Source organism: Alteromonas sp. ABV4_515 (genome assembly GCF_056160345.1).
This window is the reverse complement of sequence record NZ_JBSWWZ010000003.1, coordinates 258034-271936: the sequence shown is the minus strand read 5'-3', so window position 1 is coordinate 271936 and position 13903 is coordinate 258034. Positions and strand designations below refer to the sequence as shown.

Genomic DNA, 13903 nt, shown 5'->3' with positions numbered 1-13903 from the left:
GCTTAAGCTGCAAAAGTAAAAGAAAACATAATGAAGCTTACAAACGAATTTATTCAATTGCCCTTATTGTTTGATGTAGAGCAACTCAAAAAAGAAGTGGCTAAATTTACTCAAGCTGACTGGAAACCCCACCACGAAGGCTTCAATGGCAACTTTTCTATTCCGCTTATTTCAGTGGGTGGCAAAAACAATAATGACTTCAAAGGAGAGATGAAAGAAACGTCGTATCTTCAATCGTCGCCATATCTACGCCAGGTTATTGGTAGCTTTGGTGAAGTCATAGGTCGCTCAAGATTAATGGGACTATCTCCGGGCGCTGAGGTGCCGCTGCATTCTGATATTAATTATCACTGGTTTCGCCGTGTTCGCATTCATGTACCCATTGTCACAGAACCATCGGTGACATTTTACTGCGCCGATAAAGAAATAAACATGCAAGCAGGGGAAGCTTGGATTTTTGACTCTTGGAAATACCATAGAGTGTGCAATGCGTCAGACGTGTTTCGCGTTCACCTGGTTATCGACATTTGTGGTTCTAGTCGCTTTTGGGCGTTATCTGAAAAGGGCAATTGCCCCGGCGAAGCAGAGAAAACACCACGCTCTGCGTTTACAAATATTCCTTTTGAAACGTCAACTCAACCGCCAATTTATACCGAGAAGTATAATGCGCCCTTGGTGATGTCACCGGGAGAAATGGAAGGCTTAGCGTATGAACTGTTCGATGAATTAGACCGCAGCCCTAATAATTCAGCCGAGGATGCAGCAGAGTTTCGAAAAATAGTCAGAGGCTTCTGCCAAGATTGGCGCGTGCTTTGGACGCAGTTTGGCTTAACGGAGGTTGGGTGGCCTCACTACCATAATTGTCGTAACCGCGCTTTCGAATCAGTCCGTAAATTTGATACTCGATTAAAGCTTGCGAACGGAACTCAGGCGCCGCGGATGTTCTTATTTTGCATGATTGATCCCGCCCTCAATGTTGAAGTTAAAACCGACTATCTCGCAGCTATGAATACCGACGACAGCGGAAATATCACACTTTAGCATTGGCTAATATTTCTGCTCGTTGTTCAACTAGCTTATTTACTCGCGCTTGATAAGGTGCGAGTAATTCACTGAATTTGTCGCCTGAGCCTAAGGATGATGCCGATATGGGTTGTCTTACCTGACTTGCACTCGGTGTAAGGACAGGCGTGGACTGCTGATAGAAGTTCAGGTTTGAATCTGAGTAGGGCAAACCACAATAAGCGAATAGTTTCTTCACTTCTTGCTGTGGCTCGTGTACCAGTGCTTCATAGTCGATAATATATGGTGAACACTGTTGCTGTTGTGCATGCTGTAATAGTGCGTAATACCCTTCTATGTAAGTCAGAATATGTTCAATGTTGTAGGCATATTCATTCCCACTCATGAAATACTGGCGATACAGCGCGATAATGTTATCCGTGACAGGACGCAGAATATTAATCACCTTGGCGGTGGGGAAAAGCTGCGTGATCAATTGGTGATGAATAAAATTATTCGGGTTTTTATCAATCAACATACCATCGGGTAAAGTGACGAAGTCGCGGGCTTGCTGCAAATAGAATTCTCTCAGCGCGGCTTTGTCATTTTCAGATACCGGAGAAGCTGGATTTCTGCCAGTCATCTGTAGATGCAACGCTATTCTTTCCATGAATGGCAATTCATTGGTTGTTTCCACTTGCTCAGCACTTGCAAGAATTTGTTCAATGAGTGTTGTGCCAGAACGGGGAAGGCCACAAACGAACAGTAAATTACCTCCTTGGGGATGCTTTTTATCAGCATTGTACGGTTGGGAAAGTAGTGCCTGAATCAAAGAGACAAACGCTTCTCGCTGAAAAGGGCGGACACGACACAGTAAACTATTTCCTGTTTGTAATAATGTAGTAGCCGCTGCAGTTTCCCCTTTATCAGCCTGAACTTTTGATAACGCTAAATTGACCAAGCCAGACTGCAAAGGATCTGTGAGTTGCGCTAATGCCGACTCGGCGAGTGAAGCGTCGGTGTCAGAAAATCGAAAGCCTTTTAAATCGCAAAGGGACCATAGCCCGGTACCTGAAGCGTGGGGACACTCATTAATGAATCGTCGATAGGCATTAGCTGCAGAATCAATTTGAGCAAAAGACTTGGCATAGTGACCTTCAAGCAGGTCCAAGCCCTTCGCTTGTGTGGCCTGATGTCGAAGTCTCTTTAGCCAATGTGCGGAGTCAGCCATATTACCCGTAGCCTGGCCACTTAATACCAAATGATACAGTTGTTCATTGGTTAAGTGGGGGTGCTGATGTGAGACAGCGCAAAGTAATTTGAAGAGCGGGTAGTGCAGTTCAAATTGAATGAGTAACTTCATCAATATATCGACTAACTCGCCTTCAGGCCCTGCTTGCACCGCTGAACGGAGCATGAATGTACCCTTGATGATGTCGCCAGAACGAAACAGGGCATAGCCCTGAGCCACCGCGTTCGCCGCAGGATTCTTTATAGCATCTGCCTTGTTGAGGGCTTCTGCAACTTGCCCGCGATTCACTAATCCAAACGCTTCCTTTAGCAATGCCACATCTTTAGGCTGCACTGAGATACTCCGCAAAAATATCCATCATAGCCTGAACGGCAGATTGTGAAAATAAAACCCAGACAAAAACAACATTTATAGAGCTGACACTTTCGCTGCTTTCTAACGCGGCTCTGCTAACAATCGCGGAAGGCAATAGATTGGTCGCAAAACAAACACTAAAAACAAAAAGCGTTGATTTATAACTACGTCATTTGACGTAGGAAAAGACGAATATTCACATCGAAATCTTGGCGAAATAGAATGTTTGGGCAAAAAAAGTAATTAAAGAATCAAACATACAAAAACTCTCTAACGTTCTGTTAACTAATAGGCGTCTTAACGTAGAACTGGTCGGGGAAGAATGAGATTTTCGAAAAACAGTTATTAACCCAAAGTATGAAGAGAATGCACTGATTACGCGGTGAAATTCCGCTAAGAAAGGCTAACTTACAGCCTTTTCAGCACATTTTTCTGGTACGACCATATCCAGATTGGTTAAAGTGTAATCGTTCAGACAAGATTAACAGCCGTGTTAAGACAGTGTTACTTGACTCATTCCATTGATCCGTGTGAGTATTGGAGTTCGTAGTGTTGGCGTTTTGGCGCTAAACACTACCTTCCTTAAAAACATTGATAAAGTTTTTACGCCCCTGGCTCGAACATTTACTTAATGTATCGCGCGAGGATTCAAATAAGAAATTTGGTTGGGAACTATGTCCAAGATGAGCAAGAGAACTCTTATTGCTTCTACTGTGATCGGTGCATTCGCACTTACTGGTAGTGCAGCTGTCTCTGCAGTGGAGCTATCCGATCTTCAAAAAGAAGACGCGAAGATTCATGCTGCTGCAGCGAAATCTCAAGAAAAAATCAACACGCTGTTCGAACAGTCTCAAGAACTGCTTGTTGAATACCGTTCAGTTGTGGATCAGACAGAAAATCTGAAGATTTATAACGATTATATCGCTAGCCTGGTTGCTGACCAGCAACGTGGTATCGATTCACTGCAACGTCAAATCGATAGCATCGAAGCAACTAAGCAGGGCATCGTTCCGCTTATGTTCCGCATGATCGATAGCCTAGAAAAATTCATCGAGCTGGATTCTCCAATCCACCTTGAAGAACGTCGCGAGCGCGTACAGCGTCTGCGTGACCTGATGGCTAATTCTAACGTTACGGTTTCTGAGCAATTCCGTCAGGTAATCGAAGCGTATCTGGTTGAAGTTGAGTATGGCACGAAGATGTCTTCTTACCAGGGTACAATTGACGTTGACGGTGCTGAACAGACTGTTGACTTCTTTAACCTGGGCCGTACTGCTCTGCTGGCTTTGTCTCTTGACCAAACTCACGCGTGGGTATGGAACAACGAAGCTCGTACATGGGAAAAACTGGGTGACGAATACCTGGCCTCTACTGTTATTGCAGTGAAAATGGCTCAGGGTACTATTCCACCAGATCTTCTTAAGTTACCAATTGAAGCAGCAGCGGAGTAAGTGTTAATGAAACCAGTATTCAAATCTCTTGTAGCCGCTGCAACAATGGCAGTGGTGGCTTCTGGTGCTCAAGCACAAGAAGCAGTGAGCCTGCAGGACCTGCTGGAACAGGTTAAACAAAACCGCGTTTCAGAAGCGAAAATTAACCAGCAGCGTGAAGCAGAATTCCAATCTGCACGTGCTGACAAGCAAGCTCTGTTGAAAAAAGCACAATCAGACCTTCAAGCGGAAGAAAACCGTGGCGATCGTCTGCAACAGCAATTTTCTAACAACGAAACAACACTGAACGAAAAAGCTGCAGAGCTGGACCAGGCAACGGGTACTCTGGGTGAAATGTTCGGTGTGGTACGTCAAGCTTCTTCTGAAGCATTCGGTCGTATCTCTACTTCTATCGTAAGTGCACAGTATCCTGGCCGTGACGACTTCCTGGCAGAAATGTCTGAAGAGTCTAAAGGTCTGCCTAACATCTCTGAGCTGGAAGACCTGTGGTTCGCACTGCAGACTGAAATGACTCAGGGCGGTGAAGTTGTTCGATTCACTACTGAAGTAGTTAATCTGGACGGTGGTTCTTCTGAGCAGGAAGTTGTACGTGTTGGTTCTTTCAACCTTATCGGTGAAGAAGGTTACCTGACTTACGACGACATGAACGATGTAGTTCAGCCTCTGGGCCGTCAACCAGACGGTTACCTGGTATCTTCTGCTAAGGACCTGGTTGCTGCTAACTCTGGTCTGGTAGGTTTCTACGCTGACCCTTCACAAGGCGCTATCCTTGGCCTGTTGAAGCAAAAAGCCACTATGGCTGAGCGTTACCATGCAGGTGGCGTAGTAGGTTACGTTATTACTGGTATGCTTATCATCGGTCTGCTGATCGGCGTATTCAAGATGATTCAACTGGGTGCAGTTGGTGCGAAAATCAAATCGCAACAGAAAAACCCAGGTAACCCGTCTACCAGCAACCCTCTGGGTCGCATCCTGATGGTTTACAAAGACAACAAAGGTGCTGACGCTGAAAGCCTTGAACTGAAACTTGATGAAGCCATTCTGAAAGAATTGCCTTCTATCGAGAGCGGTATCAACGTAATCAAAATCTTCGCTGCTATTGCCCCTCTGCTGGGTCTATTAGGTACGGTTATCGGTATGATCGAAACGTTCCAAACAATTACTCTGTTTGGTACGGGCGACCCGAAAATGATGGCTGGTAGTATCTCAATGGCACTTGTAACTACTGCTCAAGGTATCATCGCGGCTCTGCCTCTGATCCTTACTCACAGCATCGTTGCATCGCGCAGCAAGTCTATCGTACACGTTCTTGACGAGCAGACTGCGGGTATCATCGCAGCTCACTCAGAGTCGGAGAAAGCGTAATATGTTATACCTGATCGGATTATGGGAATCTGTCAGGGATTTTATCGCTACCGGTGGTGACGTACTTTATTTCGTCGCCCTCGCGCTCTTTCTCATGTGGGTACTTATGATTGAGCGCTACTGGTACATGACTTCAGTGTTCCCAAAGGTGAAGAAAGATATCATCGCCAAATGGGACGCTCGAAGTGATACTACCTCTTGGTATGCGCATAGAATCCGTGACGCATGGATTTCTCAGGCGTCAGATGATCTGAACGCCAGGATGCTAATCATTCGCACGTTAGTGGCAATTTGTCCGCTAATTGGTCTGCTCGGTACAGTTACCGGTATGATCTCGGTTTTCGAAACAATGGCAACGCAAGGCACCAGTAACGCCCGTCTGATGGCATCTGGTATCTCAATGGCAACAATCCCGACAATGGCGGGTATGGTTGCGGCACTGTCCGGACTATTCATTAGTTCTCGTCTCGAAGCTAAAGCGAAGATGGCTAAAGAAGGCTTAGTAGATAGCCTTCCACATCACTAGAGAGAACGATTATGGCTCGAAAAGTTAGAACAGAAGAGGAAGAAGCAGCGATCGATATGACGCCTATGCTGGATATCGTATTCATCATGCTTATCTTCTTCATTGTTACTACTGTTTTCGTTAAAGAAGCAGGCATAGAAGTAAATAAGCCTGAGGCGAGCCAAGCGTTTCTTCACAAAAATGCCAACATTTTCATTGCTGTAACGGAAGATGGAACTGTATGGATGAATAAAAGTGAAGTCGCTGTGGACTCGGTCAGAGCTACTTTAGAACGATTGCTTACTGAACAGCCAACGGATTATGTATTTATCCAGGCTGACGTCAAAGCCAAACATGGTGTCGTAGTGAAAGTTATGGACCAAGTTAAAGCTGCAGGCATCGATCGCGTATCGGTAGCGGCGAGGGGTTAAGATGGTAAGGATAATTGTTTCTATTTTGTTAGGTGCAGTAGTTGCGTTTGGTCTGTTTATTATCATGGCAAAGCTCATTGAGAATTCAGGCAGACCAGCAGATGAAGTAGCACCTGCTCCGATAATTGATATTGTGATGCGACCGCCGGAAGACGACACGCAAACGCGTTCTCGTAAGCCGCCTCCGCCTCCGCCGCCACCTCAGCAACCGCCTAAGGTTCAACCTGTTGAACCAGAAGCTGCTGAGCCAAACACAGACGGTTTCAGTCTGGCAATTCCGTCAGTTGATACCGGTGGTGTTGGTGTAGATATCGGTGGTGTAGGTGCGATGCAACGTGACGGTGACGCAACACCTATCGTACGTATCGACCCTAAATATCCACCTGATGCTGCCCGTGATGGCCGTGAAGGTTGGGTAAAACTGCAGTTCACTATTAATGAACAAGGTGGCGTAGATGACATTTCAGTTATCGACGCAGATCCTAAACGTATTTTCGACCGTGAAGCGCGTCGTGCACTGAGCAAGTGGAAATACAAGCCTAAAATTGTTGACGGTAAAGCGGTTAGACAAGAAGGCATGTTCGTTCAGCTGGACTTTAAACTGGAGCAATGATCATGAAACTACGTACATTTAAAATGTCCGCCGTTGCTTTAGTATTAGGCGTTGGTGCTGCTATCGCAGCGCCAATGGCCGCAGCGCAAGAATCTGCGCCTGCTGCCGCTGCGCCTAAGAAGCCATCGGGCCCTGTGATTTGTCCTGGTTATGTTAAGGGCAAAACCACACTGGTTGGTGAACGTACCGGTAAGAAGGTTCAGGCAGCATTTGAAGCATATAACGAAGATCGTGTGCAAGAAGCTATCGACATCCTGAAGGAAGTTGATCCTAGCGACGATTTTGACCGTGCATATGTAAATCGCTTCCTGGGTAACCTGATTGCTTCTCAAGAAGGTAAAGGAATGGAAGCATTCGGTTACCTGAAAAGTTCTGTTGAACCCAAGGTTCTGAACGATCTTGAGCATGCTGGAACACTGAAGCTTCTGGGCGACCTGAGCATGCAGGAACAAAAGTATTCTGACGCTGTAAGTTACTACGATCAGTGGATGGACTTTACCTGTAAAGAAGACGCTCAAGTTTATACCCGTAAAGCGCAAGCTTTGTACGAACAGAAGAAATTCGACCAAGTAGCCTCTGCTGCAGATAATGCGATTCGTTTAAACGAAGAAGCTGACAAGTTGGATAAAAACCCGTACTTGTTAAAATTATCTGCGTTCTTCGAATCGAAGAAATATCCAGAAACAGTAAGCGTTGCCGAAACACTGGTGAACAAGTTCCCAGATAACGGTACCTACTGGATTCAGTTAAGCAGTTTCTACATGATGGTTGAGCGTTTTGATAAAGCGGTTCAAACTCTGGATGTTGCATACACTGCAGGCTTCCTAGAGAAAGACTCGCAAATCAAACAGTTAGCATCTCTTTATTCTAACGCTGGTAATCCACATGCTGCCGCTTCATTGCTGGCAAAATATGTAGATTCTGGTCTGCTTAAGAAAGACGCGGAAATGTTTGCGAACATTGCCAACTCTTTCCACCAAGCAAAAGATTATAAAGATGCGGCTTCGTTCTATGGTAAAGCTGCTGCTGCCGATTCAGATCCTGAGTATTATCGTAAGCAGGGTACATTGTTACTCGTAGCTGAAGATTACAAAGGTGCGATTAAGGCACTGACAAACGCACTGGAGCGTGGCGCTGAAGATCCTGCGAAGATTCACTTCTCTTTGATGGAAGCGAACTTCTATGCTGGCAACTTCAAAGCTGCTTACGAACATAACCAGAAAGCGAAAGAAGACAAATCTCTGCGTCGTAACGCATTAGCGTGGGAACCTTATATTAAAGATAAGGCTAAAAACCGCGGTATTAAGATTTAATTCTGCATTCATTAAAAAACCCTGCTTCGGCAGGGTTTTTTGTTTTAGTTCTCTTCAATAGTTTCAAGCCATTCAGATACTCGCCTTCGGCAATCTTCAATCATGGTTTTCTTGCCATTGTAACCCGTGTCTTGCGCCACTTTTGCAGGGTTTATTTTCTTTTCCAACAGCGATAAACAAAGGCAAAGTATCGCATCATCACAGCGAGACAATAGCCAACTCGATGAGGAGTACAAATGATCAACGCTGCGACTGCCGCTAGCAAATTGTTTCAGCCTACGCTGATGTAGTGGCCTTGCGATAGGATTCTCAGGAGTACGTTCACATTCTATTAGTTGGGAAATAACGTTATCAGCGGTATCACTGATTGGCAGTGCCATTAAGGCGCTAGTAAATCCTGAAGCTTTATCTGGTTTCCGTCCTCGCTTCATAAGTAGAAAATCTGCTGAAGTCCAAAATTTCAGCAGAGGCTCATCTGCCCCGAAAGATGTTGTGAGTAAATCTATTTTGTCAACGTGTTGGTAGTAGTGTTTTAAGTTTGCCAGCAGTTCGCTTCCCAACCCGTTGCCCTGCCATTGTGGCTGCACGGCGATTCGATTTATTCTTCTGTAGCGCAAAGTCGCTACATTGGCTTGCGCAGACTGCAGCGCGAGACTCTGCGCGGTAAGGTGTCCTTTAACCCGTCGGGTGCCGCTGGCAATGCCACTGGCCACATCTGCTAAGTGTTCGTCACCTTCTGCTTCAACGGCACAGGCAGCCATCAGGTTGCCTTTTGTGAAGAGTAAATGAAACTGAAGGTTAGGTGAGTCCATCATTCTCGCTAAATCGTCAGGGCTACTTTGATAGTGCGCGGTAGAAAGAAGCTGCATAACTTCTTTTACTAAGCAGAGATCCATTTCCGATACTTTGTAGATTTTGTATGCGGTTGAACCATTGCCATTGGCCAATTCTTCTGACTTGTCTTTATTGAAGTGAGCAGTGCCGACTGTGGCTGGTATGGTTCTCTGCTCAGGACTGGCAAATATTAATGTATCAACGAGTTTTTCCAGAGGGTCATTTTCAGACCATCTTAATGGGGGGCGAAGTGTAAAAACAGGTATATTCCTGTGTTTTAAAAACTTGGTACGAAAGCCCTGTCCGCTGCCCTCGTATCCATCTGTAGTGGTACTAAGAAGTGTTAATCCAGGCCTATCAATCAATTCATTTAGCACCGGTAGCGGCACTGATGCAGCTTCATCAATGATCAACACATCATAGATAGCTTCGCGTAACTTCGGATTATCGAGTGCCATCCATTCAAGGGATAGAGCGGGGTCTTCTATCAGGCTTTCAGCCACGCGCTCCAATGTTTTAACCGATAAGAGGGATGGAGCCGACAGCATGACACTTCGCCCGGCATTGGTGAAATGAGCGCCGATGTGGCCCGCCAGCGTGGATTTACCTCTTCCTCTTGCTGCAATAATACATCTACAACTTTGTTTGTTTACGTTTTCTGCGGTGATGGCGTTAAATATATTTTGCTGGTCGGGCGTTAACGATAAACCGTCGGTTAATCCTTTATTTTTTACCTCTTGCGGTAACGGCAGTATTTCGGTTGTTGAGGTAATCCTGCCTGCGAAATCTGCGTGTACTAACAAGTCGGCCAAATAGCTAATGTATTGACTCTTGTGTATTTCGGAACCGTGACTCAGGAAGTGCGGGTTTAGCACACTTTCATGCTGTGCCCAGGTTTCAAGTGGCGGACAAAGTAGGATGGTTGTGCCGCCTTGTCGAACAGTTCCAGCTATGGCAGCTAACACAGACGGGCGAAACGTTTCTCCGGCATCGACAACCGCGACATCGAATTCTTTGCCCAGTAAATCTTTAAAGTGCGTGTAGGAGCGGTGCTTCAAAGTCATTGCAGGCGCAAAATCGCCTATCCAGCAGCAATCTAACTGGCCAGCCAAGCCCGAGACGATAGAACTAGCCTTGTCTATACACCAGGTGGTTTCACCCGTGATCAGCAGCAGTTGTCGCTGATAGCAACCATTCGTCGATGATAATGGGTGAGAAATCCACTCAGTTGGGTCTGTCTGGGCCATGTGCCATTTTTTCACGTATAATCCTGCGCTTAGTTTATCGATTGTTTAAGAGGAATTCGAATGCGCTTTTTGTCCCGCCGACTGGTAATGCCGAATGATTTAAATTATGCCAATGCATTATTCGGAGGCAGAGCGATGGAGTGGATTGACGAGGAAGCAGCCATCTTTGCAACTTGTCAGTTAGAAACCAATTGTTTGGTGACCAAACATATTGGCGAAATTACTTTTGAGTCGCCAGCGCTTCAGGGTGATATTGTTGAGTTTGGTTTGGAAACGAAAAAGGTGGGTAGAACATCTATTACCGTCAGTTGTTTGGTACGAAATAAAGCCACTAAAAAAACCATCTGTCTGGCAGACGATATTGTGTTTGTAACACTCGATCCAGAAACCCGAATGCCAACACCGCATGGAAAAACCATGGCTGCGCTGGAAGCGCAAACGGAGCAGGAAATTAGAAACCTCAACTTGCAGGTTGATTAGCCCCCACACATGTGAGGCAGCCTGTGTCAGGCTGCCGAAGATTTCCAATTTGCGAGTACGTCGGTGAGAGTGTTGATTTGAGCCTCTGTTAGACCGTCTCCCGCCGCATAGGTTTGCGGTTCACCTAATTTTGCCAGTGAGGTGAATGCAATGTCATGACACAGCAAAATTTGCCCTGCTACCGAGCTGGCACTTCCACGTTCTTCTATATTACAAAGTTTCCAGAGTTGCTGGTTCAGGTCGCTGGCAAACCCCCAGCGGAGTAACATTAACGACGTTGCGCCATACAGACAAATGCCATAATCTTGATTCACTTTATCGACAAAATCGCTAAAGCTTTCGCTTTCCTCCCACCCAGATAACGCACCGTCCGCAAACAAACATTCATCGTGGAAAATTAAAAATACCGATAGCGTACCGAACAATAACAACTGTTTAATTTTTTCTGTCTGCGCTTCATCGTATTGCGAAAAACCAAAAAGCCGTTGGAACACGGTATAACTGAGCAGCATCGCATCGGTGAGAATTTCAATATTGGAAAATCGACACTGTGCGGTCAGTAATTGTTGCGCTGCAAAAATGACAGCGAGGTCTCGGATATTGCCTAACCCGAGATTGCGGCCAATGGCTTGTTCCAGGCTTTTGGGGGTTGTTCCGTACACGGCGCGGCTTGCTTTGCTCATCACGTGAGCTTGAAATATCGGATCTTTTTCAATGAGAGACACAACGCCAGGCAATGTCATGGCTTCTGCATCCATTTTCAGCAACGAACGAATTGAGTGGGGCAGTGGAGGCAGATTTTCCACCACCTCCAGCAAATTACTATTGCCCGTCTGAAATCGAAGTCGGTTTCCCAACTGACGAAGCTGACCGGCACTTATACCGCTATGCTCTTTAAAGCTCCGCTCGAATGAACGTCGGTCAGAAAACCCTAACGCTTCAGCAGCATCTTCTGTTTTCTGGCCACTCAATAATCGATGACAGGATTGATCATGGATGAACTCTTTCAGCAAAGCACTGAATGAAATGGAATCTTGTCTAAGCTGACGACGAAAAGCGGATTCAGTTTGCCCTAGTTGAGTTGCTACCCACTCCGAGCGGATTCGTGCAGGACTCGCTGCTTTTTGGAAAACGTCACGCACTTGTTGCTTAAGTGGAATGTCATGGGTTTCTTCCAGTCCAGCAGAAAGCATCTTTTTAATCGATTGCGAATAGTAAAAAGACGCGACTTCACACCAGGCGTTGGCAAAACAAAGGCGCACTTTGCCAGTCTCATAATGAATATCACTGTGACTCAGTGGTGCCAAAAGCGCTTCAGGCTGAGCGTTCATGGGCGGCATGGTGACACGGGAAAAGTCAAATTTGCGCCCGGCAAGATGACGAAAAAGCGCCAGCAGAAAATAGCACCGAAGTTCCGTTAGTATTATGTGTGGCGATGAAGCAAATTCTACCGTGGTAATGGTACCGTCTGATTTCACCGTGAGATTGGCTTGCTCACCCATTAAATGACGGTAATGCTTGCCCAATACATGCATGGCGTCGTCGATATGTTTGCTGGCAGTCAAATACACCACCAGGTTACTCATTTTATTGAAATCGAGATAACCAATAAGTGAACGGCCGGTCTGTTGAAACTGACTCGCAGGACAAAGATCGTGGAAGAGGTTTGCTAAGGTCTCATCATCAAGTTTGCCGCTTTCAACGCTGGCAATACATTCCAGTGCAAGATTATCTCGCTCATTGTTAAGACCAGAATCCCGTCTGAAACTGAGTAAAGCCCGAATAATTGCTGACCAGAAAAGTCCTTGGTAATGCACGTGCGCTCCCATGTTTTAAGCTGCTTGTTAGAATATAGCAAATGCAGGTTGCATGACAGAGGAGGGCACTATTTATTCCCTGGTACAAATGTGTCCCAAAGATCGAACGGATCTGTCCTGTTTTGCTTTACGCCGCCCTCGTATTATTACAACCGTTGATTGAATAAGGGAAACGTCACTTCCCCCAACAACATGCCAAACCTGCCGTGAGGCAGGGACGGAAAGCCACGGGTCTTACTGACCAACCGCCAGTAAGACAGCCGGGCTGCAGTGAAGTTGATTAATTACTTTCAGGCAAACACTGCTCAAGGACTCAAAAAATGAAATTTAGCATCAAAGCTGCAGCACTGGTAACCACGTTTTTCGCAGCCTTTTCTTCAAACGCTGACGTAATTTCAACTTACGATATTGATTTCGCCACCGCTGATTTAGAAGCGCATCAGCAGAATGGTAGTACTTACGACGTTTACACGAATGGCGTACTTAATTTACGAGAAAATGCGTGGGTAACGCTTAATCTGTTCGATACGTTTGGTATTTCAGAACTGGATCTCGATAATGGAGCGACATCGTACAACTTCACTTTTGACATCAGAGTGCTGCCTGGTGCGAGAAATCCAAATCCTAACCCTTTCACTGAAATCGCAGGGCTGTGGTTTGCCGATTTTACTAACGGTGAGCAGAACCACGATGCAAGTCGCACGTTCAATCTAGCAGGTACACAGAACTTCGGTATTCAGGACTTGGTATACACCAATGCGCCTCGCTGGGAAACGTTCAGCATCAATCTAGATGATTACTTCTCTGGTGTCATCACTGACATCGTATTCATTAACGACTGTAATTTAAATGCTGGCTGTGGCGACATGAAAACCCGTTTCCGTAACGCCTCTATCACTGAAGTCAGTGAACCTGGCGCCATGTCACTCATCCTTTTAGGTATGGGATTGATGGGATGGCGCGCAAGACGCCAGAAATAACAAGTCGTCAGACTTCCTCAGCCCGCCAACGTCACATGGCGGGCTTTTTTGTGTTTGCGGATCAGTGTTCTGCAGCTTGACTCAGGTTATGAAGTTGTTAGACTGCAGGCGCATTTTTGCTACAACGGTAAAAATGCATTAGGCCAAGGGGTGCCGGTTAGCGGCTGAGATCCATTGTGTGGGAACCCTTAAACCTGATCCGGATAATACCGGCGTAGGGATGGTGAAAAATTTGATTTAGCTACCTCAATACCTGCCT

Annotated in this window: 12 protein-coding genes and 2 riboswitches; of the genes, 9 read left to right on the top strand and 3 right to left on the bottom strand. The window is 45.9% G+C overall.

The genetic code is table 11. The annotated features are described in order from the left end of the window. The first annotated feature begins 30 nt into the window (after positions 1-30). Positions 31-1041 (top strand): aspartyl/asparaginyl beta-hydroxylase domain-containing protein, encoded by a 1011-nt coding sequence (locus ACXAGX_RS08925; protein WP_474837825.1) that lies wholly within the window; start codon positions 31-33, stop codon positions 1039-1041. Here ACXAGX_RS08925 and ACXAGX_RS08920 read toward each other — a convergent pair. Continuing rightward, positions 1031-2587 (bottom strand): sulfotransferase family protein, encoded by a 1557-nt coding sequence (locus ACXAGX_RS08920; RefSeq protein ID WP_474837823.1) that lies wholly within the window; start codon positions 2585-2587, stop codon positions 1031-1033. The genes ACXAGX_RS08925 and ACXAGX_RS08920 overlap by 11 nt on opposite strands. 704 nt (positions 2588-3291) lie before the next feature. Between ACXAGX_RS08920 and ACXAGX_RS08915 the strand changes: the two genes are divergently transcribed. Genes ACXAGX_RS08915 through ACXAGX_RS08890 form a run of 6 tightly spaced genes read left to right on the top strand, consistent with a single transcriptional unit; the run spans position 3292 to position 8286 of the window. Continuing rightward, entirely contained in the window at positions 3292-4059 is a 768-nt protein-coding gene (locus ACXAGX_RS08915; protein ID WP_474817894.1) for a DUF3450 domain-containing protein, read from the top strand. Positions 4060-4065: 6 nt separating this feature from the next. After that, positions 4066-5424 (top strand): MotA/TolQ/ExbB proton channel family protein, encoded by a 1359-nt coding sequence (locus ACXAGX_RS08910; protein ID WP_474817895.1) that lies wholly within the window; start codon positions 4066-4068, stop codon positions 5422-5424. A gap of 1 nt (position 5425) precedes the next feature. Beyond that, positions 5426-5950, top strand: coding sequence for a MotA/TolQ/ExbB proton channel family protein (locus tag ACXAGX_RS08905; protein ID WP_070126970.1), 525 nt, complete (start codon positions 5426-5428; stop codon positions 5948-5950). Between the two features lie 11 nt (positions 5951-5961). Further along, positions 5962-6360, top strand: a complete 399-nt coding sequence (locus tag ACXAGX_RS08900; protein ID WP_070126969.1) for an ExbD/TolR family protein — start codon at positions 5962-5964, stop codon at positions 6358-6360. Position 6361: 1 nt separating this feature from the next. Then, positions 6362-6973 carry an energy transducer TonB gene (locus ACXAGX_RS08895; protein WP_070126968.1) on the top strand — a complete coding sequence of 204 codons (612 nt, stop codon included), beginning with the start codon at positions 6362-6364 and terminating at the stop codon, positions 6971-6973. Between the two features lie 2 nt (positions 6974-6975). Further along, a complete protein-coding gene (locus tag ACXAGX_RS08890; protein ID WP_474837821.1) occupies positions 6976-8286 on the top strand; it encodes a tetratricopeptide repeat protein in 1311 nt (436 codons plus the stop codon). Between the two features lie 44 nt (positions 8287-8330). Here the strand turns inward: ACXAGX_RS08890 and ACXAGX_RS08885 are convergent, their stop codons facing one another. Continuing rightward, positions 8331-10382 (bottom strand): GNAT family N-acetyltransferase, encoded by a 2052-nt coding sequence (locus tag ACXAGX_RS08885; protein WP_474837819.1) that lies wholly within the window; start codon positions 10380-10382, stop codon positions 8331-8333. A gap of 45 nt (positions 10383-10427) precedes the next feature. On the opposite strand from ACXAGX_RS08885, the gene ACXAGX_RS08880 reads away from it, so the two are divergent. Next, a complete protein-coding gene (locus ACXAGX_RS08880) occupies positions 10428-10847 on the top strand; it encodes an acyl-CoA thioesterase (protein WP_070126966.1) in 420 nt (139 codons plus the stop codon). Between the two features lie 26 nt (positions 10848-10873). On the opposite strand, the gene ACXAGX_RS08875 is transcribed toward ACXAGX_RS08880, so the two are convergent. Then, on the bottom strand, positions 10874-12664 hold the full coding sequence (locus ACXAGX_RS08875) for a helix-turn-helix domain-containing protein (protein WP_474837818.1): 1791 nt from the start codon (positions 12662-12664) through the stop codon (positions 10874-10876). A gap of 184 nt (positions 12665-12848) precedes the next feature. After that, positions 12849-12937, top strand: a riboswitch (cyclic di-GMP riboswitch). Positions 12938-12984: 47 nt separating this feature from the next. Here ACXAGX_RS08875 and ACXAGX_RS08870 point away from each other — a divergent pair. Continuing rightward, positions 12985-13644 carry a PEP-CTERM sorting domain-containing protein gene (locus tag ACXAGX_RS08870; RefSeq protein ID WP_474837816.1) on the top strand — a complete coding sequence of 220 codons (660 nt, stop codon included), beginning with the start codon at positions 12985-12987 and terminating at the stop codon, positions 13642-13644. A 136-nt stretch (positions 13645-13780) separates the two neighbouring features. Next, positions 13781-13882, top strand: a riboswitch (TPP riboswitch). Positions 13883-13903 lie beyond the last annotated feature (21 nt).

What these genes read in the sequence shown, in the direction of transcription:
- ACXAGX_RS08895 (WP_070126968.1), top strand. Translation starts at nt 6,362, where the DNA reads ATGGTAAGGATAATTGTTTCTATTTTGTTAGGTGCAGTAGTTGCGTTT.
- ACXAGX_RS08915 (WP_474817894.1), top strand. Translation starts at nt 3,292, where the DNA reads ATGAGCAAGAGAACTCTTATTGCTTCTACTGTGATCGGTGCATTCGCA.
- ACXAGX_RS08925 (WP_474837825.1), top strand. Translation starts at nt 31, where the DNA reads ATGAAGCTTACAAACGAATTTATTCAATTGCCCTTATTGTTTGATGTA.
- ACXAGX_RS08870 (WP_474837816.1), top strand. Translation starts at nt 12,985, where the DNA reads ATGAAATTTAGCATCAAAGCTGCAGCACTGGTAACCACGTTTTTCGCA.
- ACXAGX_RS08910 (WP_474817895.1), top strand. Translation starts at nt 4,066, where the DNA reads ATGAAACCAGTATTCAAATCTCTTGTAGCCGCTGCAACAATGGCAGTG.
- ACXAGX_RS08890 (WP_474837821.1), top strand. Translation starts at nt 6,976, where the DNA reads ATGAAACTACGTACATTTAAAATGTCCGCCGTTGCTTTAGTATTAGGC.
- ACXAGX_RS08905 (WP_070126970.1), top strand. Translation starts at nt 5,426, where the DNA reads ATGTTATACCTGATCGGATTATGGGAATCTGTCAGGGATTTTATCGCT.
- ACXAGX_RS08880 (WP_070126966.1), top strand. Translation starts at nt 10,428, where the DNA reads ATGCGCTTTTTGTCCCGCCGACTGGTAATGCCGAATGATTTAAATTAT.
- ACXAGX_RS08900 (WP_070126969.1), top strand. Translation starts at nt 5,962, where the DNA reads ATGGCTCGAAAAGTTAGAACAGAAGAGGAAGAAGCAGCGATCGATATG.